At 47.6% G+C, this 24,870-nt stretch carries 23 protein-coding genes and 1 pseudogene; 6 read left to right on the top strand and 18 right to left on the bottom strand.

What is annotated here, in order from left to right; all coding sequences use genetic code 11:
- The first annotated feature begins 79 nt into the window (after positions 1-79).
- Positions 80-1,234: an MFS transporter gene (locus DX130_RS00345; RefSeq protein ID WP_116041948.1), complete on the top strand. Its 1,155-nt coding sequence runs from the start codon at positions 80-82 to the stop codon at positions 1,232-1,234.
- 89 nt (positions 1,235-1,323) lie between these two features.
- On the opposite strand, the gene DX130_RS00340 is transcribed toward DX130_RS00345, so the two are convergent.
- From DX130_RS00340 to DX130_RS00270, 15 genes are all read right to left on the bottom strand, one after another.
- Positions 1,324-1,653 carry a metal-sensitive transcriptional regulator gene (locus DX130_RS00340; protein WP_116041946.1) on the bottom strand — a complete coding sequence of 110 codons (330 nt, stop codon included), beginning with the start codon at positions 1,651-1,653 and terminating at the stop codon, positions 1,324-1,326.
- A 319-nt stretch (positions 1,654-1,972) separates the two neighbouring features.
- Positions 1,973-4,405, bottom strand: a complete 2,433-nt coding sequence (locus tag DX130_RS00335) for a heavy metal translocating P-type ATPase (RefSeq protein ID WP_276310877.1) — start codon at positions 4,403-4,405, stop codon at positions 1,973-1,975.
- A gap of 30 nt (positions 4,406-4,435) precedes the next feature.
- On the bottom strand, positions 4,436-4,636 hold the full coding sequence (locus DX130_RS00330; RefSeq protein WP_116041943.1) for a copper ion binding protein: 201 nt from the start codon (positions 4,634-4,636) through the stop codon (positions 4,436-4,438).
- A gap of 796 nt (positions 4,637-5,432) precedes the next feature.
- On the bottom strand, positions 5,433-5,636 hold the full coding sequence (locus DX130_RS00325; protein ID WP_116041941.1) for a heavy-metal-associated domain-containing protein: 204 nt from the start codon (positions 5,634-5,636) through the stop codon (positions 5,433-5,435).
- A gap of 5 nt (positions 5,637-5,641) precedes the next feature.
- Positions 5,642-6,286: an NAD(P)/FAD-dependent oxidoreductase gene (locus tag DX130_RS00320; protein WP_116041939.1), complete on the bottom strand. Its 645-nt coding sequence runs from the start codon at positions 6,284-6,286 to the stop codon at positions 5,642-5,644.
- A 93-nt stretch (positions 6,287-6,379) separates the two neighbouring features.
- Positions 6,380-6,712, bottom strand: coding sequence for a metal-sensitive transcriptional regulator (locus DX130_RS00315; protein WP_116045598.1), 333 nt, complete (start codon positions 6,710-6,712; stop codon positions 6,380-6,382).
- 234 nt (positions 6,713-6,946) lie between these two features.
- Complete coding sequence (locus tag DX130_RS00310; RefSeq protein WP_165861091.1) at positions 6,947-7,678, bottom strand: glutamine amidotransferase; 732 nt, start codon at positions 7,676-7,678, stop codon at positions 6,947-6,949.
- Positions 7,679-7,752: 74 nt separating this feature from the next.
- A complete protein-coding gene (locus tag DX130_RS00305) occupies positions 7,753-9,063 on the bottom strand; it encodes an ArgE/DapE family deacylase (protein ID WP_116041938.1) in 1,311 nt (436 codons plus the stop codon).
- Positions 9,064-9,152: 89 nt separating this feature from the next.
- Entirely contained in the window at positions 9,153-9,662 is a 510-nt protein-coding gene (locus DX130_RS00300) for an ureidoglycolate lyase (RefSeq protein ID WP_116041936.1), read from the bottom strand.
- Positions 9,663-9,685: 23 nt separating this feature from the next.
- Positions 9,686-10,723 carry an autoinducer 2 ABC transporter substrate-binding protein gene (locus DX130_RS00295; RefSeq protein ID WP_116041934.1) on the bottom strand — a complete coding sequence of 346 codons (1,038 nt, stop codon included), beginning with the start codon at positions 10,721-10,723 and terminating at the stop codon, positions 9,686-9,688.
- Positions 10,724-10,728: 5 nt separating this feature from the next.
- A complete protein-coding gene (locus tag DX130_RS00290; RefSeq protein WP_116041933.1) occupies positions 10,729-11,673 on the bottom strand; it encodes an ABC transporter permease in 945 nt (314 codons plus the stop codon).
- Positions 11,670-12,632, bottom strand: a complete 963-nt coding sequence (locus DX130_RS00285) for an ABC transporter permease (RefSeq protein WP_116041932.1) — start codon at positions 12,630-12,632, stop codon at positions 11,670-11,672. Before DX130_RS00285 ends, DX130_RS00290 begins: the two co-directional genes overlap by 4 nt.
- A complete protein-coding gene (locus DX130_RS00280; RefSeq protein ID WP_116041930.1) occupies positions 12,629-14,140 on the bottom strand; it encodes a sugar ABC transporter ATP-binding protein in 1,512 nt (503 codons plus the stop codon). Before DX130_RS00280 ends, DX130_RS00285 begins: the two co-directional genes overlap by 4 nt.
- Before the next feature lie 154 nt (positions 14,141-14,294).
- Positions 14,295-15,203: a ribokinase gene (gene rbsK, locus DX130_RS00275; RefSeq protein ID WP_116041929.1), complete on the bottom strand. Its 909-nt coding sequence runs from the start codon at positions 15,201-15,203 to the stop codon at positions 14,295-14,297.
- Between the two features lie 16 nt (positions 15,204-15,219).
- Positions 15,220-16,242, bottom strand: a complete 1,023-nt coding sequence (locus DX130_RS00270; protein WP_116041927.1) for a LacI family DNA-binding transcriptional regulator — start codon at positions 16,240-16,242, stop codon at positions 15,220-15,222.
- Positions 16,243-16,728: 486 nt separating this feature from the next.
- On the opposite strand from DX130_RS00270, the pseudogene DX130_RS00265 reads away from it, so the two are divergent.
- The 5 genes and pseudogenes from DX130_RS00265 to DX130_RS00245 form a co-directional block, all read left to right on the top strand.
- Positions 16,729-17,184, top strand: a pseudogene (locus tag DX130_RS00265) (SDR family oxidoreductase); the annotation flags it as partial.
- Positions 17,185-17,351: 167 nt separating this feature from the next.
- Complete coding sequence (locus DX130_RS00260) at positions 17,352-18,110, top strand: MerR family transcriptional regulator (RefSeq protein ID WP_165861090.1); 759 nt, start codon at positions 17,352-17,354, stop codon at positions 18,108-18,110.
- A 115-nt stretch (positions 18,111-18,225) separates the two neighbouring features.
- Positions 18,226-19,485, top strand: coding sequence for a TraB/GumN family protein (locus tag DX130_RS00255; protein ID WP_116041923.1), 1,260 nt, complete (start codon positions 18,226-18,228; stop codon positions 19,483-19,485).
- A 207-nt stretch (positions 19,486-19,692) separates the two neighbouring features.
- Complete coding sequence (locus DX130_RS00250; protein WP_116041921.1) at positions 19,693-20,142, top strand: CcdC protein domain-containing protein; 450 nt, start codon at positions 19,693-19,695, stop codon at positions 20,140-20,142.
- Positions 20,143-20,247: 105 nt separating this feature from the next.
- Entirely contained in the window at positions 20,248-21,288 is a 1,041-nt protein-coding gene (locus DX130_RS00245) for an NAD(P)/FAD-dependent oxidoreductase (RefSeq protein ID WP_116041920.1), read from the top strand.
- Positions 21,289-21,453: 165 nt separating this feature from the next.
- On the opposite strand, the gene DX130_RS00240 is transcribed toward DX130_RS00245, so the two are convergent.
- The 3 genes from DX130_RS00240 to DX130_RS00230 all read right to left on the bottom strand — a co-directional run bounded on the left by DX130_RS00240 (position 21,454) and on the right by DX130_RS00230 (position 24,869).
- Positions 21,454-22,158 carry an HD domain-containing protein gene (locus DX130_RS00240; protein ID WP_240644451.1) on the bottom strand — a complete coding sequence of 235 codons (705 nt, stop codon included), beginning with the start codon at positions 22,156-22,158 and terminating at the stop codon, positions 21,454-21,456.
- 126 nt (positions 22,159-22,284) lie between these two features.
- Positions 22,285-23,118, bottom strand: coding sequence for an MBL fold metallo-hydrolase (locus tag DX130_RS00235; protein WP_116041916.1), 834 nt, complete (start codon positions 23,116-23,118; stop codon positions 22,285-22,287).
- Entirely contained in the window at positions 23,115-24,869 is a 1,755-nt protein-coding gene (locus DX130_RS00230) for an ABC transporter ATP-binding protein (RefSeq protein WP_116041915.1), read from the bottom strand. The genes DX130_RS00235 and DX130_RS00230 overlap by 4 nt, the downstream gene beginning before the upstream one ends.
- Between the last annotated feature and the right edge of the window lies 1 nt (position 24,870).

Here is a 24,870-nt window from a genome sequence, read left to right as displayed (position 1 = left end):
GTTACTATATACCCTAAACTCAACCTATCTTCAGCATATTAATGAAGAAATAACACATCTCTTAAGGAAGTGAACCCCTTTGTACCGCTCATGGACCATCTACTTACTAGCATTTATCAGTTTTCTGGCCGGAACCTCCGAATATATTATTGCGGGGATTCTGGATAAAATATCGGCAACCCATCACATATCTGTAGCTTCAGCCGGCCAGCTCATAACTGTTTTCTCTGTATCATTCGGAATAGGTACACCCTTGCTAATCGCTCTGACTTCACGCATGGATCGGAAAAAGCTTCTTGTCTATTCATTAATCGTTTTTTCCATATTCAATGGACTTATTGCGTTCTTTTCTGCATTTGAACTATTGCTGGTTTCAAGAATAATATCCGGTCTTAGCGCCGGTGTGATAGAAGTTACCCTATTAACGATTGCTACAAGGCTAGCTTCGCCGTCCAAACAAGGAAGCGCCATTGCCACGATTATTATTGGCTTTAGCACTGCTTTGGTTCTAGGTGTGCCATTAGGCAGAAGCATAGCCTCTACTTATGACTGGAGGCTAATCTTTATTGGCCTAAGCATTCTGGGACTGCTGTTCCTCATTTTGATAACTCTTGTTATTCCCAGAATGAAAGCCGAAGAGTTCGTTCCATTGCGTAAGCAATTTATGGTTTTAAAAGAACGACAGACTACGTTAACCTTACTAGCAGCTTTCTTGTGGATGGGCACATACTCCATTATGTACAGCTATATTTCTCCGTTTATGCTATCCGTCGTCGGCATCCATGAGCAATGGATAAGCACCAGCCTATTTGTGTTCGGCATCGCAAGCTTAATGGGTTCCAAGCTAGGAGGGCTAGGCACAGATCATTGGGGGGTATCACGAACACTTGTCATTGGTATGTCTTTGCATCTAGCGTCTCTCCTATTGCTAATTGCGCTTGGACAGTTTGTTGTGGCTTTCTTTATTCTGTTTATGCTTTGGGGGCTTGCTGCTTGGTCATCTGGCCCGCCATTACAATACAAGCTGATTACACTTAACCCTGGTGCAACAAGCATTATTCTTAGCTTATTTACTTCCGTGTCACAGCTTGGCATGGCCACAGGTGCCGGTCTTGGCGGTTTAGTTATACAGCACAGTTCATTGTCCTATATCACTTGGGTAGGTGCCGCAGGCATAGCGATCAGCTTAATGCTTTCTGCAATCGATCGATCGCCAGCTGTACAAAATAATTAACGGCCTGCTTGATCATGAACCCTATGTATGAAAATAGCTGCTTAAAAACAAAAAAGGTGGAGAATCGATGCGATCCCTCCCCCTTTCTGTTATTTAATTAACTTATTGACGGTAGTCATCAGTTCATCCAAAACTTCACGATCGCCTTCTTGAATCCGTTCAATGACACAACTTTTTAAATGATGCTCCAACAGCTGTTTGCCTAATCCATTAAGAGCGGATTGTATGGAAGCGATTTGATGCAGCACATCATCACAGTACGTGTCTTTTTCGATCAGTCCCTTAACCCCACGCACTTGCCCTTCGATACGATTCAGTCGATGAATCAAGCTAAGCTTTGTTTTTTCGGAATGATGACTTTTCCGCTCTGTAGAAGATGTATGGTCGATTGAGGTAGCCTCATGTGTCGTTTTATTCATTATGAATCAACTCCCTATTATCTAGATTAACACCGCCCACCCCCTATGTAAAGGGAGGCTCCTAACATTGGGTTGTAGAAGAGCATAATATTTACAATGCCCCGTTTGTCCCCTTTAGATGACTTTTTTTCATATTTTTCCGGGCCTCAGCAAGCCCGTTAATTGGCACATTTACTTGAACCGAAAAAGCAGCTCAACTTAAGCGTGAGCTGCTTTTTCGATAAACGACATCTATACGGAAAGTAAGCTTACGCTTCATTCCACAATCCGCTTGTTTCACTGAGATTCTCCGCGAAGCCGACGAACACCTTATCGCCGATCAGCTTCGAATCTTTACACGCTGCAGACGAAGCGCGTTAAGAACAACGGAAACCGAGCTTAATGCCATTGCTGCACCGGCAACCCACGGGGCTAACAAACCAATCGCAGCAATCGGAATCCCTAGTGTGTTATAACCAAGCGCCCAAAACAGGTTTTGCTTAATATTTCGCATCGTTTTACGGCTCATGTAAATCGCTTCAGGTATGCTGGACAGGTCGCCGCGCATTAAGGTAACATCCGCCGCTTCCATAGCTACATCAGTCCCTGTACCGATGGCCATACCAACATCTGCCGTCGCAAGAGCGGGCGCATCGTTGATACCGTCTCCGACCATCGCCACTTTTTTGCCCTGAGCTTGCAGTTTTTTCACTTCTTCCGCTTTGCCTTCAGGTAGAACCTCGGCGCGTACATGATCAATACCCACTTGAGCGGCAATTGCCTTGGCTGTCCGTTCATTGTCGCCTGTGATCATAATGACCTCAATCCCCATCTCCTTCAGACGACTGACGGCGGCTTTTGACGTTTCCTTTATCGTATCCGCCACAGCTACCATACCTGCATACCGATTATCAATCGCAACCAGCATAGCGGTCTTGCCTGCCTCCTCCAAACGAGACATCGGTTCGTAAGCTGCCTTCGCGTTAACGTCGTACTTTTCCATCAAGCGACGTGTACCAACCAGTAGTTGTTTCCCTTCTACAACGGCCTTAATGCCGAATCCCGGAATAGCTTCGAACGATTCTGTTCTCGGCAGGTCGATATTTCTTGCCTGAATGCCAGCAACGATTGCTTCTGCAAGCGGATGCTCCGAATTTTTTTCAGCCGCGCCGACCAGTCTGAGGAAATCCGACTCGTTGCCCTCAGCTGATACATCTGTTAATTCCGGCTTGCCTTTTGTGACCGTTCCGGTTTTGTCGAGAATGATCGCATCGATCTTATGGGTCTGCTCCAGATGTTCTCCGCCCTTGAACAAAATACCGAGCTCCGCCGCGCGTCCCGATCCCGCCATGATCGATGTCGGGGTAGCCAATCCAAGCGCACATGGGCAGGCAATGACGAGAATGGCAATTGCTTTCTCCAAAGCTCCTCCGAAATCTCCAGGTGTGACGAGGAAATACCATACCAGAAAAGCAGCGACTGCGATGCCAACCACAATGGGAACAAATACACCTGAGATGACATCCGCCACCCGTTGGATGGGCGCCTTGGAGCCTTGCGCTTCTTCCACTACTTTAATAATTTGCGCCAGCGCCGTTTCCTTGCCGACTTTCGTAGCTTTAATTCGAAGAACACCGTTTTTATTGATGGTGGCCCCAATGACCGCATCTCCGACTTTCTTCTCTACAGGAAGACTTTCGCCCGTCAGCATAGATTCGTCTACCGACGATATGCCTTCCAGCACTACCCCATCCACCGGCAGCTTATCCCCTGGACGAACAAGAACGACATCGCCTGCGATAACTTCATCCACCGGAATCGTCAGCTCGTTGCCATCGCGAATGACCAAAGCTGTTTTCGCTTGCAGCCCCATCAAGGACTTAATCGCTTCGGAGGTTCGGCCTTTCGCATTTGCTTCGAAAAGTTTCCCCATAATGACCAACGTAATCAGAACTGCACTTGTCTCGTAGTACAAGGAAGGCCCATGATGCATGCTGTCGCCCATCAAATACCAATCGAGGCTCAAATACAGGCTATAGAAATAAGCAGCCGAGGTTCCAAGAGCAATCAGAACGTCCATATTCGCACTGCGATTGCGCAGCGCCTTATAGGCGCCTACATAAAACTGTGCACCAATATAAAATTGCACCGGAGTGGCCAAAACGAGTTGAACCCACGGATTCATCAGGAAATCCGGCACGTACATCCAGGAGGTGAACGAAAAGTGAGCCACCATCGTCCATAACAGCGGAAGGGAGAAAATCGCCGAAATAAGCAACTTCCGTTTCTGCCGACGTATTTCATCCAGGCGATGGTCACCTGCGTTTTGATTCTCCTGCTTGATCATCGCTTTATAGCCAAGCTTTCTAACCTTGTTTTGCATATCCTCGATTGAGACATCGCCCGATGAATACTCCACGCGAGCCGTTTCCATCGCGAAGTTTACCGTCGCATTGGTAACGCCCGGCAACTTGCTTAGTCCCTTTTCGATTTTGTTAGCACAAGCAGCGCACGTCATGCCTTCCAGGTTAAATTGTGCAACGTCCGTAACGGTGCCGTATCCAAGTTTTTTAATGGTTTCCTCTAAATTCTTCCGATCTACCTTTGCCGGATCGAACGTTACATTCGCTTTTTCCAAAGCAAAGTTTACGTTAGCCGAGGAGACCCCCTCCATTTTATGAAGGCCTTTCTCAATTCGGTTTGCGCAAGCGGCGCAAGTCATACCCGTAATTTGCAACGTTGATTGCTTATTCTGAGCGGCTGTTGATTCCACAATGATTCACTCCCTTGTTGTCCACTGACCTTACATCACGTCGTATCCCTGATCTCCTATCGTTTCCTTAATAAGCTCGATTGTTAGTTGATCTTCATCGAACGACACATCCACCGTGTTGTTCTTAAGATCAACCTTTCCTTCAGCCCCCAATTCTTTAAGCGCACCTTCTATGGAATTAACACAATGCTGACAGCTCATGCCTACAACTTGAAGTGTCATGTTTTTCATTTTCTCTCAACCCCTTTTCTCTAAAATGTTTATACTTTGTAGCATTCCCAGTGTTGGTGAACTCGCAATCTTGAGACCCGTTATTGCGTTGTATTATGATTATTAACGCCTTTCTTATTCATAGAATACCCCACTACCCTATATTAAGTCAATATATTTTTTGTTCCATTTGCCGCCGCAGCATTCGGCGAACATGCCGGAAGGACAGCAAATGAACAAACCCGGTCGAGCATCGGTCGAGCTTCGACCGGGTTTAAGCCTATTGAGAAAGTCCCAACACTCCATAACAGGAGAATACCTGCAGTGTCCTGACATAACCTGGAGGTGGATTTAGGCGAAGGCAGCTGTCACTGGCGCCGATTGAGATGGTACTGTCTTTATAAGGTTGGTTGTATCTTTTTTAATCGGTTTCAACGCCTTAATCCCCTTGATGGACTCTCGGGGGCACTCTAAGTCGGTTTCAACGCCTTAAGTCTGGTGAGAAGCCTATTTCTTTATCAAATGAGCGAAATAAAAGTTTGGTATACGTTTCGTGATCAGAGCTTCGTTAACAGAGCTTCTCTATTAAAGATTAATTCTCAGCGCTTAGTTCCCAGAGCAGTTCTAATCGATTTACCTTTGCAAGCGGAGTCCTATTACATAAAAATAAAGTGTCGAAAATCCATATAACTTTATCGACACTCTGAAACCTGGTCGAGCTTCGACCGAGCTTGCTCTTTAAACCACTGAATTCAGTTAGATTCGCACAAAACCAATGAAATCCATATAAATTTTTCTATATAATAGCGTTCAGCACTCACACCTGAACGTTATAGCCCTTTTTCCGAATGGCTTCCTCAATTTCGAAAATCTGAACCTTATCTGCATCGAACCGAACTTCTATCGTGCCCTGCTCAAAATTGACATGGCCTTCAGCTCTGATTTCATTAATCGAACTTTCAATTCTAGCAACACAAGAACGGCAAGTCATGCCTTGTACTTGAACGGTTGGCTCTGTCATAGCTTTCACTTCCTTTCAGTGGATTCCTTAATCTGCGATCTCTGCAACTGCTCAAGCGAAATCCGATTCACGAATTTACTGAACTTTTCCTTACCTTTTGCATACTCCTTATAAAAATCAATGATGGCCGTAACAGCGGGAATAAGCTGGTCTTCTGTAACTCCTGAACAAAGCAGCTTGGCGAAGGAGGTTTTAAGCCCCTTTGGCTCACCGCCAACATAAATATCAAACTTATCACGCATTTTGACAACACCGATGTCCTTAATCAGCGGTTCGCTAGTACCTAACCCGCAGCCGGCATAGCCGATTTTGAGCGGTGTAGGCGTTTCGATGCCAGCTATTGCTTTATTCAAGATAATTGCCGTCTCAAGCCCCGCTTCTTCGGCGCCTCTACAGAAGTTGCAGGCAATTAGACTTTTGGTTACAAATCCTGCAGGATTCACTTCAAGACCATTACGCTCAAGTTCTTCCTGAATGGCTTCCCTGTGTTCGCTAGGCACTTCTGCATAGAGCTGTTTGAAGGGAGTCATTTCCACTTTAGCCTCTGTTCCTATGATATTGCCGATTTGTACAAGTTGGTTTGGCGTGAACAAGCTGCCGCCAAGTTGAATCACTGGGCTTATGGCGATTTTCACTTTTTCCCCCACCATTCTTCCTCCCCTCCGTTTAAACATAACGAATCTTCACAATACCCCTCTACCCTATGATAAAGGTCAAAGAAAAAGCAGCTCAGCTGCCCGATATTATTTTATTAATTTGTTCATGGTTATCATAAGTTCTGTTAACACTTCGGAGTCCCCTTCCTGGATCCGCTCGATGACACAGCTTTTGAGATGATGCTCCAGCAAGAGCTTTCCGACCCCATTCAAAGCCGATTGAATCGAAGAGATTTGGTTCAGTACGTCATCACAATACGTATCTCTTTCAATTAGTCCTTTAACGCCGCGTACTTGCCCCTCGATCCGATTCAAACGGCTTACTAAACTGTTTTTCACTTTATCCGAATGATGGCTTTTTCTTACTGATCCATTAATCGAACAGCAACTCGAATCATTTTCGCCTTCATGTTCAAACATATCTGTATCCATGTTCAAATCATTCGCCTCCCTCACAAAATAGAATCGATAATCGCTCAGTATAGTCCAGAAATTTCACTTGTGAACATTTGTATAATATAGCCCCCTATAGTATATTGTCAACTTATTTTTAGTGCCACCGTACTTGATCAAAACGGTATGCATGTAAATAGCGCCTGCTAGCTTTGAGCCAGCAGGCGCCTGTGTTCGCGAATAACAACAGTTAAAGCTCCATTAGTTCAGATGCTTGATAAGCTTGGACCAGAAGGCCGAATAGTGCTCCCAGTTCATAAACTCCAACGATCCCCAGTGCGGCGAACAATCGCTTGCAAAGGCCGCCGTCTTGCCCGCTCCGTAGGTTCCAACCGTCAGAATAGCATCGCCATCATGGCTTAGCAGCTCCTCTGCCCCCGGCTTGGCCGATAGCTTATTATAACCTAGCAGCCTAGGCCATTCTCCCAGATCGTTCACCAAGGGATGCGGCTGCGATACGAGTGGCGAGAAGCCGCTTGGCATTTCTACCCGGTCATCCTTATCCATCATGACAACCGGCAGCACATCGGCCAATATCGTATTTCGGTAATTGGCTTTTCCTTCAATCCCCATGAAGGTCAGGTAACCGCCAACCATCAGCAGCCCTCCTCCTTCAGCGACATATTGCTTCACAAGCTCAAGGGCGTTCGGGATGATTTGCATGTGATAGAAGGTTGGATTTTGGAGCAGGAATGTGTTGGCCCCTACGTCGCTAATCACAATCGCATCATAGACTTTGAGCTCTTCCAGCGATTGAGGAAAGCGCACCTGTACTTCATGCGCAGGCATATAAGTGACGTCAACTCCCTCCTGACGCAAACAGGACAGCAAGTAGGTTGCCCCCTCCTCGTACTTGGTCGAGGTGAAGCTGTCATAACCTTTCGTATGAATCATATGCACAACCCAGGATTCGCCAATAAATAAAATTTTCATAAGTTCAAGCACCTCCGTTTTATATATGCAAGGCCGTACAGGCCGTCTTGATCCTGCTTTACGCTTCCTCACTTTTACGCTTCTTCGATTTCACACCAGTCTACAATCATTTTGGCAATCATCTTGACCGCTTGAATGACTTCATCGAGGGGTGTAAATTCATCGCTGTGATGGGCAAGGCTTGGGTCGCCAGGTCCAAAGTTAACGGTCGGAATGCCGACATTCACCGGCCAGCCCATATCGGTATGGAAGCCCAGTCCTTCGATCTTCCCTTCCTCTCCAATCGCTTTCAAGGATTGTACACAAGTCTGAACAAAGGGATGCGATACATCCGTCTCCGCACAATCGGCATCCACCAGCCATTCGATCTCCGGCATATGCTCGCGCAGCCAAGGGTCCGATTCCGCTACTTCACGCAAGAAATCCGTCAATTCCTTCTTTACGTTGCCGCCGACAAGCTTCTCGTCCCGCTCCGAAGGCAAGTATTGCGCGTTAAACACGATTTCCGCCTCATTCGCGAAGGAGGTCGGGTATTCCCCCGCATTTAATTGCGCGACATGCACCTGGCAAGGGATCGCCAAGTAGGGATGAGTCTTGTTCACAGCCCATTGCTCATTCAAGCGGTCCAGATGCTCCAGAATATATCTTGCTTTCTTAATCGCATCAACCGCGCCACCGTCCTGCCAATCCGCCTGTGGCATCTCAATATGACCGCTGCGGCCTTGAATCTTGATTTTGCCCCATAGAATTCCCCGGCAAAGCGGGGCGATCGTTAGCGAGGTCGGTTCTGTTAGAATACAAGCATCCGCTCGATAGCCATGGTGGATGAAATCAAGCGCCCCCATGCCTCCCGCTTCTTCATCGACAACCGTGCCGACAACAACCGGCCCTTTGAGCTTAAACCCGCTGCGCAGAATCGCTTCAACCGCCATAATCATGGCTGCGACTCCGCCCTTCATATCCACGGTGCCGCGGCCGTACATCTTCCCGTCGATCACTTTGCCCTCGAACGGATCGACCGTCCACTTCGAGCCTGCCATGACGACGTCAATATGACCGAACAAGAGCAGGGACTTGCCTTCCGTTCCTTTGCCGAACGTAGCCGCCAGATTGGGTCTGCCCGTAAAATCTCTTCCCGGATAATAGCCCGCCATGCCCTCATATTGCTTCAGTTCATCAGCGACGGGCTCCCACATCTCGATGTTCGCGCCCAATCCCTCTAGCTTACCGGCAAGAAAGTGTTGAAGGTCCTTCTCTTTGGATGGGGCCGGTTCCTCAAAGAACCAAGGGTTGACGCTCGGAATTTGAATGAGCTGCTGTAAAAAATGAATAATTTCATCTTGATGATTCTCGATCCATTCCATCACTCTCTGTTCTTGGTTCATCTCTCTCTCTCCTTTTGGGCAGCACTCTCCCGATACCGTATGAATCTGCTGCTAGCGTAAGCAAGAATATCAGGAGAGTGCCTGTTCTCTTATTCAAATCGAACGATACTCCCGTTAACAAAATCAACCCACGGATTGATCATTTCATCGCCGAATTTATCCTTCTTCTTCTCAATGCCGAACAAATAACGGGCGTCGTCCGAAGCCGGGTAGGCCGGGCTATGCCAGACTCCCCGGTTGATGACGATCGCTTGTCCGGGTTTGATTCTGAAGCACTTGACGGTGGATGGGTCAGGGCTTTCATCCGGATCGTCGATGTCGATGCATCTGGCTACAGGCTGTACAATCTCACGATCAAAGGTGAGCAGCAGCTCTTCACGACTGACATGCCTCTCCATTGCCGTTACAACCCATTCGCGTCGCTTGGTGATTACAAGACCAAATCCGATGGGCTCCCATACGTCAAGCATTTGCACATAGCTCCAGCAGTCCCACCCGTCACCAGATTTAGATGGATCAATCGCAGGAAAATCTACTACTTTGCCATAAGGCGCAAAGGTCTCCTCCGTCAAATCTTCTATTTGCACCTTATACTCCATGAAGCCGCCTCCTAGCAGGGTGATTAGAAATCAAAGCTGTCCACATTCTCGTTCGTTACTTGAAGCGTGCCAATAAACACATTTTGCCCGTCTACCTTCACAGTCCCTACTGTCGGAATTTCCATGCCATCCTTGATTTCCTTGCCTTGAGCCAGTTGATCCAGAATATAGACCGTTACGTAAGCCAGCTTGCCCGGATCCCAAATAATATCTGTTTTGATGGTGCCATTTTTAATATAATTTTTCACGACGCTCGGCACAGCGATGCCTGTAATGGCTACTTGGTTTTTCTCCAACGTGCCTGCTTTTACAGCTTGCTCTACTACCTCCGCGGCTGCAGGAGGCTCGCCGCCAGCAAATCCGATAATGCCCCGCAGATCCGGGTACGTTTGAAGCAAATTTTGCGCATTGGCATACGCCTTCTGTTGATCGTCATCGCTTGCAACAGTGGTTACGACCTCAATATCGGGATAGTTGGCTGCAAAATAAGCTTTAGCCGCATTGGATTTGGCAATCTGGTTTTGCGAGCCAAGACCTGCAACCATGAATGCTACCTGTCCTTTGCCGCCGATTTCCTCCCCGATCGTTTTGGCCAGAAGCTCCCCCACTTCTTGATCTGTAGCCGGAGCTACATAATATTGGCGATCAGTATCCGGCGCGTCACTGTCCCAAGTTACAATGTTGACGCCTTGACCTTTCGCCTTCTTGAACACTGGGCCTACCGCTTTCGCATCGTTCGGCGATACACCGATACCGCTTACTTTGCGGGTCAGCATATCTTGAATCATATTAATTTGCTTGGAGGAATCTGCCTCGGTCGGCGCATTGAACAGAACTTCTACCTTCAAATCGGCTGCCGCCTTCTTCGCGCCCTTCTCAGCCGCTGCCCAGTAAGCGGGGCCAATGGACTTTGGATTTATAAAGTACGTTCTAGTATCCGATCCCGAAGCACCCTGACTCGGCTTGCCGCCGTTCCCCGGCTGGTTCCCGCTTGTACTTCCGCATGCTGCCAAATTCAAAGCCAATACACCCGTCAGTAACGTCAATGTTAGCTTTTTCATAGGTATCACTCTCCATTGAATTTTTTGTTTCCTACAGCAAGCAGAAGCAACGCCCCTAAAATAACGGCCTGGTAAAGCACGGATACACCTAACAAATTCAATCCATTACGCAAAAACACGATGATCAGCAGCCCCACAAATGTGCCTGAAAGACTCCCCCTCCCTCCAAAAATATGTGTGCCTCCTATCAGAGTGGCTGTAATAACATCCAACTCTATATTGGTACCCGATGTTGCCTCTGCGCTTGCCAGACGCGACACCAGAAATATACCCGCCAAGGCCGAAAACAATCCGCTAAGCATAAAGAGGATAAACCGGATGCGTACGACCGAGATGCCTGAGTAGCGGACAACCTCCTCATTGTTGCCAATCCCGTACACATAGGTGCTGAATCTGGTTTTCTTCATGACAAAGCTGGCCAGAAGGAACATCACCACAAGGAAAATCGCATTAACTGGAATGCCGCCGACATATTGCTGGCCCATAAAGTAGAATGCATCCGGAAAGCCGCTTATGGGTCTGCCCTGATTGATCACGTAGACCAGACCCCGCAGCATCACGAGCATGCCAATGGTGACGACAATAGCTTGCATGCGGTGCCTTGCGATCAGATAGCCATTAACGGCCCCGCACAGCAAGCCAGCCAGCAGTCCAATGATCACGCTGATCCATATATCGAGACCTCGCTCATACGCAACTCCCATACATACAGCGGAGAAAGCGAGAATGGAGCCCACCGAAAGATCCATCGCACCGGATATGATAATCATGGTCATCGGAATGGCGATCAGTCCTACTTCAACCATCTGGTTCAGCACATTCATAATATTGGTGACGGTCAGGAAATAGGGAGACAAGAAGCTGAACAGCACAATGATGACGAACAGCAGCAGCATTTGAACGATCAGCTTATTTCCCTTAAGCGGGAGTCGGCTTGTCCATGCACTCATACCAAATCCCCCTCTTTCCCTTTGTTTTGACGTATGCGCTGCAGCGTATTAATGACAATTGCCAGAATAATCAGAAAACCAGTCGCGGCATCCACCCAGAACGGAGAAACCTTGGATATAATGAGCCCGTTTTTAACTATGCCCATAAAGAGCACGCCCAGCATCGTACCAGCTATCGTACCGACGCCTCCAAATATGCTTCCTCCGCCGATAAGAACGGCTGCCATGACTTCAAACGCTAACCCGCTGCCTGCTGTCGAGGCTTGCACACTGCCTACCTTGGCTGCGAAAATAACCGAGGCGATTCCGACCAGCAAGCCGGTTAATACATAAACCTTAAACTTGGTTCGAACTACACTGATTCCCGCAAGCTTGGCTGCCGGACCGTTCCCTCCAATGGAGTAGACTCTTCGGCCCACGCGGGTGAATTTCATAACATAGATGAAGATCGCTATGAGAATGACGGCTATGAACAGCGGAAAGGAGATGCCGAGCAAATTTCCTTGTCCGAAGAATCGAAATCCTTCTGGAAAGTTCGTCATCCAAGTGCCTCCGCTGATCCCTACCGCAATACCTCTAAAGATATACATGGTGGCCAAGGTAACGATGATATCAGGTATTTTCCTCACAGCGATGAAATAGCCATTAACCATGCCGCATAGAACCCCGATGCATATCCCCATAGCGGCTGCAATCCACGGATGAATGCCATGGCTGAGAAACAATCCGACAGAAGTCGCTGTCACAGCCAACACAGATCCGACTGATAAATCCATCCCCCCCAGCAGAATGACCATCGTCATCCCGATCGCCACGATAAACATGGTGATATTCTGATCCAGAATCAGCCTTATATTTTCGACTTGCATGAAGTCGGGTGAAAGGATGGAGAACAATAGCGTAACAAGAATAGTGAATAAGATAATAGGCGCTTCATGCACATTGAGCAGGCGTTTCATAAGTGGCCTCCTTCTGAGAGGGGATGTGAAGCACGCTGCAGCAATTGTTCCTGATCAGCCTCACCATGTGCAAATTCATGCACAATCGTGCCTTTGTACAGCACCAGGATCCGATCACTAAGTCCAATTACCTCCGGCATTTCGGACGAAATCAGTAAGATGCTCAAGCCTTCCTGGGCAAGTTGATGAATAATATGGTAGATCTCCGCCTTCGCTCCGACATCAACTCCCCGAGTCGGCTCCTCCAGAATGAGAATATCCGGGTTCGCTGCAAGCCATTTGCCAATCACGACCTTTTGCTGATTGCCCCCGCTTAGAAAGTCTACGCTTTGTCCGTCGTTGGGCGCTTTAATCCGAAGCTTCTCCATATACTCCCTGCTCATCTCTGTAATTCGCGCCTCGTCCAGAACCGTATACTTGGAAAGCTGGGGCAGCATCGGGATCGACAGATTTTGCCGGATGGACATCGGTTTAATGATGCCTTGACGGTGACGATCCGGCGGAACATAGGCAATCTTTTTCGCTTTCGCTTGGCTCGGGCTATTGATTTTCACCGCTGCGCCACGAATAGTAATTTCACCCGTTCCCCGCTTTAGTCCGAATAAACGCTCGGCAATCGTATGCGTACCCGAACCCGGAACACCGAACAACCCTAATATCTCTCCCCTTCGCAGCTCAAAAGATACATGATGCACGGAATCGAGCGACAGCTGCTTCACCTGCAGCACCGCCTCTTGACCCTGTTTCTGCTCCCTTACGGGATAGAGCTGGCCAACTTCCTTGCCCACCATCATCTGAATCAAACTCTGTTCGGTCACCTCTTCGATCCCCCGGGTATCAATCTTGGCTCCATCCCGCAGCACCGTTACTTTATCCGCAATTTCAAATATTTCCTTCATGCGGTGGGAAACATACACGATAGCTACACCTTGCGCCCTGAGCCGATTGACCACATCAAACATTTTTTTCACTTCGTTCTCCGGGAGCGCCGCCGACGGTTCATCCATAATGAGCACATCCGCCTGAAAAGACAGCGCTTTCGCAATCTCGATTACTTGCTGGCTGTGGACTCCTAGATGCCTGACCTCCTTGCGGACATCAATCTCACCTCCCCCTATGGAATCAACCAAACGCTGCGCCTCGTCATACATTTTGGACCATTGTATCCGTCCGAAACGGCCTACCATTTCCGGCCGGTCGATAAATATATTTTCCGCCGCTGTCAAGTTAGAAAACAAATTGAATTCCTGATGGATAATGGACACTCCTTGCCGCTGGGCGTCAAGCGGGTTGCCGAATGTCACTTCCTTGCCCTTCAGCCTGATCGTTCCTTGCGTCGGTGAATATACGCCGGACAAAATTTTCATCAGCGTGGATTTCCCTGCTCCGTTCTCCCCCATAAGCGCATGAACCTCGCCCGGATACAGCTCAAAGCTAACATTGGATAACGCTTTGACCCCTGGAAACTCCTTGCTGATGCCCTCCATTTTCAAAACCGGATGCCTCATCGTTCGACCTCCTATTCACCTAACTTAGCCGCTTTTTGGATAACTTTAACAAGACTAAGCGTTAAATCGTCAAAGTCCCTGTATACAGGTGTCCCTTTCCAGGAAAGAAACCCCGTATATTACCTTTTTATCATGCCCTTATTGATCGGTTTTTCTACTTTGCAAGAAACGACTGTACTTGTTCTTCCCTCGGAATCGAGCTTTGGGCACCGGGTTCAGATACAGCCAGCGCCGATGCCGCTGTCGCGTAGCGCAGACAATACTGCAGCTCTGCTCCCGTTACATATTTGGCTGCGAACGCTCCGATGAAGGTATCTCCGGCCGCTGTCGTATCGACTGCATTAACCGAAAATGCGGGCAATATGATTTGATTGCCGGTTTGATCCATATAGATTGAGCCTTTGCTTCCCAGAGTAATAATGAGTTGAGGAATGCCTTCATCAAGCATTATCTTTCCGGCCTCCAGCGCCTGGCTGCTTCCTTCAATACGGATGCCGCTAAGCGCTTCCGCCTCAACCTCATTCAGAATGAGGAACGTGACCTTGCTCAGTTGGCTCTGGTCAAACCCGTCAATTGGAGCAGGATTCATAAATACCGGAATACGCTTCTCTGCCGCTTTATCCAGCACCCTTTCATTGGCTTCCGGTGATATTTCATTTTGCAGCAAAATGACATCGAAATCAGAAAGGTCTAATTGATCGGCCTCCCCCGCGCCATACCTTCCATTAGCGCCTGAGGACAAAATAATGTTGTTCTCGCCAGTCCCATCAATTGTGATCAAGGCAATCCCAGTCGTACACGGCTTCTCTACAACATAATCAAGATCAATCCTGTCCTCCGCCAATCGCTCCCGTATGTCGACACCGAAGGAATCCGAGCCCAGCCCTCCGGCCATAGCGACCGAAGCTCCGGAGCGAGAGGCGGCAACCGCCTGGTTGGCCCCCTTGCCTCCAATAAAGAACCGGGTCTCGTTGCCCTGTATCGTTTCGCCGGGAATCGGATGACGCTCAACCCCTGTGACAATGTCCATGTTCATGCTGCCCACTACCAAGATTCTCGTCATGGCTCTCCCCCCAGTGTTACTTCTTCAATCTTTTGACTGAGCCGAATTTCTTCAATTCCACATCCAATATCATTTTCTTCAGCTTCGTCCGTTCTTTAGGCTCGCCCTTGATCTTCTGAATGAGCATCTCCGCCGCTTGAATGCCCATATCTCTTGTCGGTCTGCTGACCACGGTCACTCTTGGCTGCACGAACTGGGCAAGCTCATTATCGTCAAAGCCAATTAAAGAAATATCCTCGCCGATCCGGAGATTCAAATCTCGAATCGCTTTAATCGCGCCTGTACAGATGACGTTGTTGGCTGCAAATATAGCTGTCGGCGGCTGCCCGGATTGCATAAGCTCCTTTGTAAATCGGTAGCCGTCCTCCTCCAACCAATTTCCCTGCTTGTGATAAGCAGGATCAGGTGTCAGGCCGCTCTCATGCATCGCTTGACGATATCCCCAATACCGGTCCTTGCCGTCGTTAAAATCATGCGCCCCATCTATAATGGCAATACGTTCATGACCATAGTCCACAAAATGCTTAGTCGCTTCGTAAGCGCCGCGGAAGTTGTCGATCAAGACACCATCGTGGCCGCAATCATTAATATAACGGTCGACAAGGATGGTAGGCTTGCGTATATTCCGGTAAAACTCTGCATCCTTATGCGTACCGATTAAGATGATTCCATCCACATTTTTCCCTAGGAAGCTTTCGAAAAATTCTTCCTCCTCCGCCTCATCGCTATTCGTAGCGACGACTAGAGTGGTAAAGCCCTCCTTCTTGGCTACCTCGACCATGCCACCGATGACTGCCGTGTAGAAGGGATTCTGAATCTCCGGCACCACGACGGACAGCATGTTGGTTTTTTTGTTCACCATCGATGCAGCCATCGTATTCGGCACAAAGTTCATCTCTTCGATTATTTTGAGTATTTTCTTGCGAGTGGCTTCGCTTACGCGGTCCCGGCCATTCATTACTCGCGACACCGTAGCTACAGATACACCCGCTTGCTTGGCTACGTCCTTAATTGTGATTTCCTTGTTCGTCTTAGCCACCCCCTCTCTTTATTTATTGTCATAACGTTTTCTCAATGTTTCTCTTTGATATTAAACGATATTGGTTCATTTTTCCACTCGCATAATGTAAACGTTTACGCAATTTCTGATTTTATTGTAGTTCATGATGAATCAGATTTCAATAGTTATTTTTAGAAAATTCTAAATTAAAACGTTTACATTTTGATTATATAACACGTATATGTTATGTATTCGTCTAGTATTCAACTTTCATCTGAATGTTTTTCGGTATACACGTCATATTTTCTTACGCGAAATTAAGCTTAGTATCGGTATTGAGAATGATTCAGAAAGATTTATATGACTTTCATTAGAATCTAACTGTCGGGCATTCCTCTAAAAACTAGGCGTGTTTACTTATTGCTTCCTAATTTAGGGCTTCAATTTTTAACCATTTCCTTGTAAAAACGTTTACGCAACTTTATTGCAAATACGTGATACGTAAAGCTATCGAGGTGAATCACATTCACTCCGGGGGCAGCTTATGTGCTTGGCCCGATTACTTCGGAGAAAGAAATTGCAGAGAGCTGCTTTCAAAATAAATTTTGGCCGCAATACTACGCTGCAAAACACGCTCTCCCTTATATCGCTAAAGAAGGCTCTATTGTCTTGATGTCTGGCGCAGCTAGTCAAAGACCTATATCAGGAGTTGCCTCGTATGCTGCATGTAATGGAGCTATTGAAAGCTTGGGCAAGGCGCTTGCTATTGAGTTGGCACCGATTCGAGTCAATGTAGTGTCTCCTGGCACGATAAGAACGGAGAAGGATCGCAAAGAAGCCTATGAGGCGTATGAGGGTATGACGCTTTTAAAACGTGTAGGCGATGTGAATGAAATCGCTCATTCGGTTATTTATTTAATGACCAATAGCTATACAACAGGTACAACATTATTTACGGATGGCGGATATGTATTACAATAACATGTCGATTAACCAAAGAGCCTTCAAAACCACTTTCATAGTCGTTTTGAAGGCTCTTTTGCATGATTTATGGGAATATCTCACTTGAATCTGCACTTGATTAATAAAAGCAAATACAGGCTTGCGCATAACGTAACGTGCTGCGCTATACTGATGCAAGAAAGGGGTTGAGAAGAATAAATAAGACGCATTATAGCATTGGTTCGCTCGCCAAGCTGACTTCAACGACGGTACGTACACTTGACTTTTATGATCAAAAGGGACTGCTTAAGCCAAGCGGCTACAATGAACAGGGTCACCGTACTTATACCGACGAGGACTTGTTCCGCCTCCAACAAATATTGGCCTTAAAATATTTAGACCTCTCCTTGGATGACATCGGCAAGTATTTGGAGCAGGGCGGCAAGGATTATAAAGCCTCACTGGAGCTGCAATACGAGCTGCTGCAGCAGAAGCAGCAGCATATCCAGCGCGTGTTGGCTACGATTGAACGGGTAAAAGCGATTATTACAGATAACGATACGATTGATCCCCAGCTCATTATACTGATGATTCATGCCATTCAGCAGGAAGGCGAGCTCAAGCAGTGGCTCTACGATCGGCTGCCGGATGAATTCGTAGAATCTATGTTTGTGAGTGGAGCAAGCTTGGAACATGAGATTATGATTGTGTTTAATGATCTGCTCGTCTTGTCCAAGCAAGGGCTGCAGCCGGATCATCCGCTTGTACAGGAGCATGGACTTGCTCTGAAGCAGATCCTCAATCGGCTGCTGGCACAACCGTTAGAGGAGCTAGGGATAAGCGAAACGGGAAAAGTACTGATGGAAATGGAGTTTCCAAGCAGCTTTCAGCCGGAATTTATAAACTACTTGCTTGAAGTGTTTGGTCATCTGACCGTTCGCTCAAAGGGAGAAGAAGGCGAATAAACAGAATTAAAATGCAGACCTGCCATTCGCTCCAGCAGTTGAGCCAGGGCGTTGGAGCAGACTCAACTAATTCATTGGGCAGCTTTTATTCAACTAGAAGGAGTTGTATACACAGATGAAAAAAATAATCGTTTCACTTCTATTCCTAACCTTGCTTACATCGACATTCTCTACTATTCAAGCAGCAGATCATTCCCTGTCCATACAGCTAAATGGGGAGAAAGTCCAGTTTGGCAAGTCTGCGCCGATCTTAGAAAAAGGGATTACGCTCGTCCCGATTCACCCTCTTATGGATAAGATGGGCATAAAATGGAATTGGGACGAAACATCCCGTACCATTAGCGGTACGAAAGAAGACTTCTCCTTTTCCCTGCAAATAGGCAGCAAGAAGGCAACAGCTAATGGAAAAGCAGTTCAGCTAGATGCAACGCCTAAACAAAGTGGAAATGTATCGTATGTCCCGATCCGTTTTGTCGCTGAAGCTGTAGGCTATCAGGTTGCCTGGGATTCATCACTGCGCCAGGTTAGCCTGAACTCCAAGCAGCAATCTGAAGGAGGCCGCGGTTTTCTATGGAAAATAGAAAATAAGGGCAATACGGTGTATCTGCTTGGCACTATGCATCTAGCCGATGAAAATATGTATCCGCTCCGCCCGGAAATTGAGAATGCGTTCAACGCTGCTGATTACTTGGGTGTAGAAGTCGATCTTATGAAGGGCGCTTCTGAGGAATCGAAGAAACGGATAGCCGAGCTGAGTGTTTATAAAGACGGAACAAAGCTGCAGGATCATATCTCCGCAGAAACCTATAAAAAAGTTGCAGCATTTTTGAAAGAACAGGGACTTCCTGAAAATAGCTTCGATCATTTTAAAACATGGTTCGTCGAGAAACAAATTCTATTTATTAAAAGCTCACAAGGCGAGCAAAAACAGGATATGGGTATTGACATATACCTGATTGCGAAAGCCCATCAAGCTAAAAAACCGGTTATTTCACTTGAAAATATGGATCTCCAGTTTCAGGCGATGGACAATTTCTCTGACTCGTTGAATGAAAGATTACTGCTTCAAACTCTGGAGCCAGGTTCTCCGAACCCGCCTACCCCAGATGTATCGGTAGATGTATTGGCTAAAATGTGGAGTGAAGGCGATTATAACGCCTTGGCTGAAGCGTCCAAATTTATCGGCTGGGATGCTGAATGGGTCAAAGCCCAAATGGATGACCGCAATGTACCTATGGTCGAGAAGATTAAAGGGTACTTAAACAGCGATAAAAAAGAAACGTATTTTATTGGAGTTGGATCGCTGCATCTGCTGGGAGATATGGGTATGGTTACATTGCTGGAGAAGGAAGGCTTTAAGCTGGTAAGACAGTAGCACTTATATAATCATTGTTAAGACACGACAGGGCTGACCTTTAGGTTGGCCTTGTTCATTATGTAGGAAATGTACGAATCCCCTCCTCTGATTCAAATCGTGCGAACTCTTATTAACTCACCTCATTAGGTTCTTTAGTGTTTATTCACTCATCCGAATGGAAATATTGTTACCAAACCAAAAATCAACTAAGGAGCAAGTAACTATATGAATGCCACTATTGCAACTATCATTTCTATTGCTATTTTCATTTTGATTTTCAATGGATTAAGGCGCAGGATGAGCGTGCCGATTAAATCAGGGGTTTCATTATTGTTACCTATTTTGTATGTGTCAACTTCATTATTTCAACTCTTAGATCCCAAATTACACGTAGTAAATAGTCACTATATATATGCTTTTGGAATAGGGATCGTATTATCGATTCCATTGATTATGACAACAAACTTTGAAAAACGCTCAGGTGAAATCTTTATTCAGCGTAATAAAACATTGTTCATTATACTCATATCTTTTTTCGTCATTCGCTTAATTTTCCATGGTCACTTTTTGTCAAATGATGTGGATACTTCAAACTTCCTTATGAACATGGTTATGCTCAGTTATATCACGGTTTGGAGAATGGCTTCATACAGAAAGTACAAGGCAGTAAAGTAACCTACAGACTTCACTAAATAAGTCGCATACATGAGTCACAATCAACACCCTCGAAAAGCCGACGCATATAGCTATGATATAATAGCGGGCAAGGGGGAGTAGTTAATGAGTAGACAAAAAATCGTGGTTATTGGCGCAGGAATTGTCGGCGCATCCCTAGCCTATCAACTAGCCAAACGAAATCAGGATGTGACGGTTATTGAACGGCACCCCGCCGCGGCGCGTGAAGTCACGGAAAAATCGTTTGCCTGGATCCATACGACGCATAGGGTCGCTCCCGAATACAGGCATTTGTACGATGCCGCTGTAGAAGAATACCATGCGCTTCAGCAAGAGCTGTCCGAACTGCCTATCCACTGGCAAGGGGCGTTGACTTGGGGCAATTCGACCCCAGAGGAGAATTTCCGCTTTCAACAATTAAACCGAGAGCAGCTTGAGGTATTGGAACCGCATCTGAAGGAATATCCGGATGAAGCGATGTTTGCCAGTGAAGAAGGCGCATTGGATCCAATCAAGGTAACGGAGCTGTTGTTGAACAAAGCGCAGGAGTATGGAGCAAAGATTCAGTTCGATACCAACGCTACGCAGTTGCAGCAAGAAAACTCCCATCTGATTGGCATTCATACATCCAAGGGTTTTCTGGAGTCGGATGTCGTGGTATTGGCCTCCGGCACGAATGTCACCGAACTTTGTGAGCCAATAGGTCTTTCTGTACCGGTAACGGCATCGCCCTCCATTTTGATTCGGATGAAATCTGTACATAGACTAATCCACACGTTAATCTCAAATGCGCAATTTGAAGCGCGTCAACTGACGGATCATACCATGCTGGCTGCGGAAGATTATATCGATGAGTCGGAGGAAAACGGACCCGAGGCAATCGGTAAGCGTGCATTCCAGACTTTGCGTCGCAGTCTGAAGGGCGGAGAGCAATTAGAATTGGAAAGCATCAAAGTCGGGATGAGACCTATGCCCGAAGACGGCTATCCAATCGTAGGCTTCGATGATCATATAAAGGGACTTTATCTGACGGTGATGCATTCTGCGATTACGCTGGCACCGCTTATTGCACGTCTGGCTGCAAGTGAATTAATCGATCGGGAACCAAAATCCGAACTAGAGGCTTGTCGGCTCTCCCGATTTTAGGACTTGTCGAAGGATGTTCCCGCTTCTTACTGTCATACTTATCGTTCTCTTATCCATCAAGCTTATGAAAACAGTCTCTTCTAGTCAAAATATGAATAGCCACAAAAAGCCTTGTTGACCAAGGCTTTATTATGGTGTGCTGTTGGGCGCGCAGTGTCTTGCGTATTACGTCCCGTTGATTACTGTAGGCAAGGTAAGCCCCAGCTCGTTCTCGAATTGTTGTAAATAGGAGAGCATCACCTGATGTCGCTGTGCAGCCATCCGTTTCCCGGGTGCTGTATGCATGCCATCTGCAAGCTTTAGAAGCTTTTCATAGAAGTGCATATGGACCGAACCATATGGGGCAACGTGTGGATTGAATTCAACAGCTGTCGTCTCCCGCTCCATCTCAATCATAGGGAGACCATGTGCTCCTCCGAACATAAAGGTGCGGGCGACCCCGACCGTACCCAGCGCTTCCAGCCGGTCTGCATCTTGCAAAATCTGCGCATCCAACGAGAGAGCGACATCAGCGCTATAGCTTTCGTGAAGCGCGATGGCATCCAGAATTGTATCGAAGTTCTTCTCCCCGATCTCAGGAATCATCAGCGGACCGAACTCCCCGCGCAGGTCGGCTATCGCCTCCGGGCCAAAATGCAATCGGCCCGTTTTCTTCTCTTCTTTTCGATAATAATCATGCATGAGTCCGGCTGCCGCAGCGATATCTGCATCGGCGTGCAGTTCATCCGCAATCCTCACAGCCAGCTCCATCACTCGTACCGCGTGCAAAAAATCATGGCCAGTCGTATCATCGCACATCTTAGCGAATACTTTGGCTACGACAGGCCCGAGCCATTCCGGCAAAGGCATAGTCATGTACGGGAAATTCATCTTCGTCACACCTGTTCCTCCTAAAACTATCTATATAACTTGTGGCGAACCTTGGGACCCGCTTCCGCTTCATTCCTGCTCGACCTTTGGTTTCTTTCTCTTGTCGTCTCCTCTAACTGTCTTTCCTTACGACCATGTGCGCCATTCATGCTGCCTAAGCAGCTTCATTCCGCACAGCGCATCCTCCCCAAGTTCCCTCGGTGCCTCACCGTAATGCATTAAATAGGTATGCTGGCGAATGGCCGCAGGGTATTGGCATAACGCTTCAAAGCTGGCATGGACGGGACTAGAATCAAAGCTGCAATCGTGGTAAAAGTCCGTAATTCCTTCTTGATGGACCCTCATCATCAGATCTGCATCCGCAACCATATCCGCGCTGTAAAATAAGCGGTTGTCAATGACGAGCGAGCAGCTGAACTTGGATGGTACGTGGGATGTGGACATCCAGCGCATGGAGAGCGGCGGGCGCTCTGCTTCAGTACCAGTGCCATCACTAGCTTCACGATCACCAACGCCAACACCAACGCCAACACCATCAGCGCTTCTGTCGGTCGTTAGCCAAAAAGGCTCTCCTTCTTCGACCGTCTGTATATCAAAATAGTCCTCTAACGATGTTTTTCCGTCTGCGACATTCTCCAATGTTCCGCGCAAATGCTGTTCCCATAAAGTGTGCTGTAAGGGAGCAGGGAGCCAGAGCTTCATCTTACGTCCGGCAGCATAGACTCCATACAAAGCGGCTTCATCCAGCCCTCCGCAATGATCGTAATGCAAATGTGTAATAAAAATGCCGTCAATATCCTCGAATCGGAGTCCGAGTTCATACAAGCTATGCCAAGCAAGCGCACCGCAATCAATCAGATAGCGGCGGCGGTTGCATTCCAGCAGCGCATTATTATGATAAGTGGACTTTACAAATCCATTACCGACACCGAGCATCATCATACGAAATGCCTGGTTCATACGACTCCTCCTCCGCCGGGAACAGTCTCTCGCAGCTCAGGAATGGATAAGGTCTCCACCCATTCTTCGGAGGTGAGTGCAATCTGTGTCCAGCCCCAGATATGCGACAGCTCAACTACTGGCGGAAGCGTAATATGATAGGGTTTCAGCTCTTTTCCCTTCGAGAAGACTTCTCGAGTAGGCGCATCCCATACAATCTGTCCTTGGGACAGTACTATCGTGCGTGGAATATAATCTGCTACCACCCGCATGTCATGTGTAAGCATAATAATCGTATGCCCTTGGCGCCAAAGCTCGGTAATGTAATCCATCATCTCTCTGCACCGTACAGAATCAAGCCCTGTCGTCGGCTCGTCCAGGATGATCACTTCCGGCTGCATGACCAGTATGGAGGCAATCGCAACTCTGCGCCGTTCGCCCCGGCTCAAGAAATGGGGATGCTCCTGCAAATACTTATCGATTTGCAGCAGCTTGGTCACTTTTTTGACACGCGCATCGATTTCGGCGGCTGGCAGCTTCTGAACGCTTAATCCATATGCGACTTCGTCATACACCGTACGACGGACAAATTGATAGTCCGGGTTTTGAAAAACAAAGCCGATATGACGCGCGCGCTGGTCAGCCTGAAGCTCGCTTGAAGGCTTGCCGTCAATAAGCAGCTCTCCACCATGCGGTTTTAATAGGCCCGTTATCAGCTTGCAGAGGGTGGACTTTCCCGCACCGTTTCGCCCGATGACTGCTGCAAATTCGCCTCTGCCGATCCGGAGATTCAGCGGTTTGATCGTCATCTCATCTTCCTGTTTGCGATAGCGGAACGTGATGTTCTTCAGCTCAAGAAGCGCTTCACCAGCGGGTACTGCCCCTGCTTCAGACTTATGATTCGTAAGCCGTTTTGGAGGATCAGGGCGGATGACGCCTCTATCGGACAATGCCTTCCTCAGCTCTTCCACGGTTAGCGGATCGCGTTCGCCATACTGTTCATCTTCTAGTTTCACACCCAGCTTGCGGGCCAGTTCAACCACCTGAGGCATCGGCAGCCATTCACGAACAAGCGGATCATCATACAGCAGGCTTGGGGGCGCGTCCGCTACGATTTTCCCTTCCGACACCACAATCACCCGATCAACATAGGGCATAGACACATCTAGATTATGATCGACAAATACAATCGTATAGCCCCATTCTTGATGCAGCTGGCGAATCGTATCCAGCACCATCTCTTTACCAAGCGGATCAAGCTCCGCGGTGGGCTCGTCCAGTACAATGACCTTCGGTTTCGTCATTAGACAGGCAGCAATCGCCACCCGTTGCTTCTGACCGCCGGATAGGTCCAGTGTTGAGCGCAGCAGCAGTGATTGGATCTCTACTCTATCCACAACTTCTTCCAAGCGCCGATCAATCTCGTCAGTGGGGTAGCCCATATTTTCAAGCGCGAAAGTCAGTTCTTCCTTCACCGTGCCCCTGACAAGCTGCCACTCCGGGTCTTGCAGCACCGTCCCGACTACAGAGACGAGATCACTCGGATACACATCCTGTACCCGGTTCCCGTCCACCGTCACACTGCCTTGGCACACGGAACCTTCTGTTTCATGCGGAATCAATCCGTTGATCGAAAAGCAAAGCGTTGACTTCCCGCCGCCGCTTGGCCCTGTGACAAACACAAATTCGCCGGGTCTAATGCTCAGATTCAATTGATGCAGCATCGACTTTCCCGACGAATACGTGCAGCTGTAATTATCGAAAGTGATCATC

Origin of the sequence: Paenibacillus paeoniae (assembly GCF_003388735.1) — a bacterium.
Taxonomy (GTDB): domain Bacteria; phylum Bacillota; class Bacilli; order Paenibacillales; family Paenibacillaceae; genus Pristimantibacillus; species Pristimantibacillus paeoniae.
Note: the sequence above shows the minus strand (reverse complement) of the source record. Positions and strands in the feature narration are given on the sequence as shown.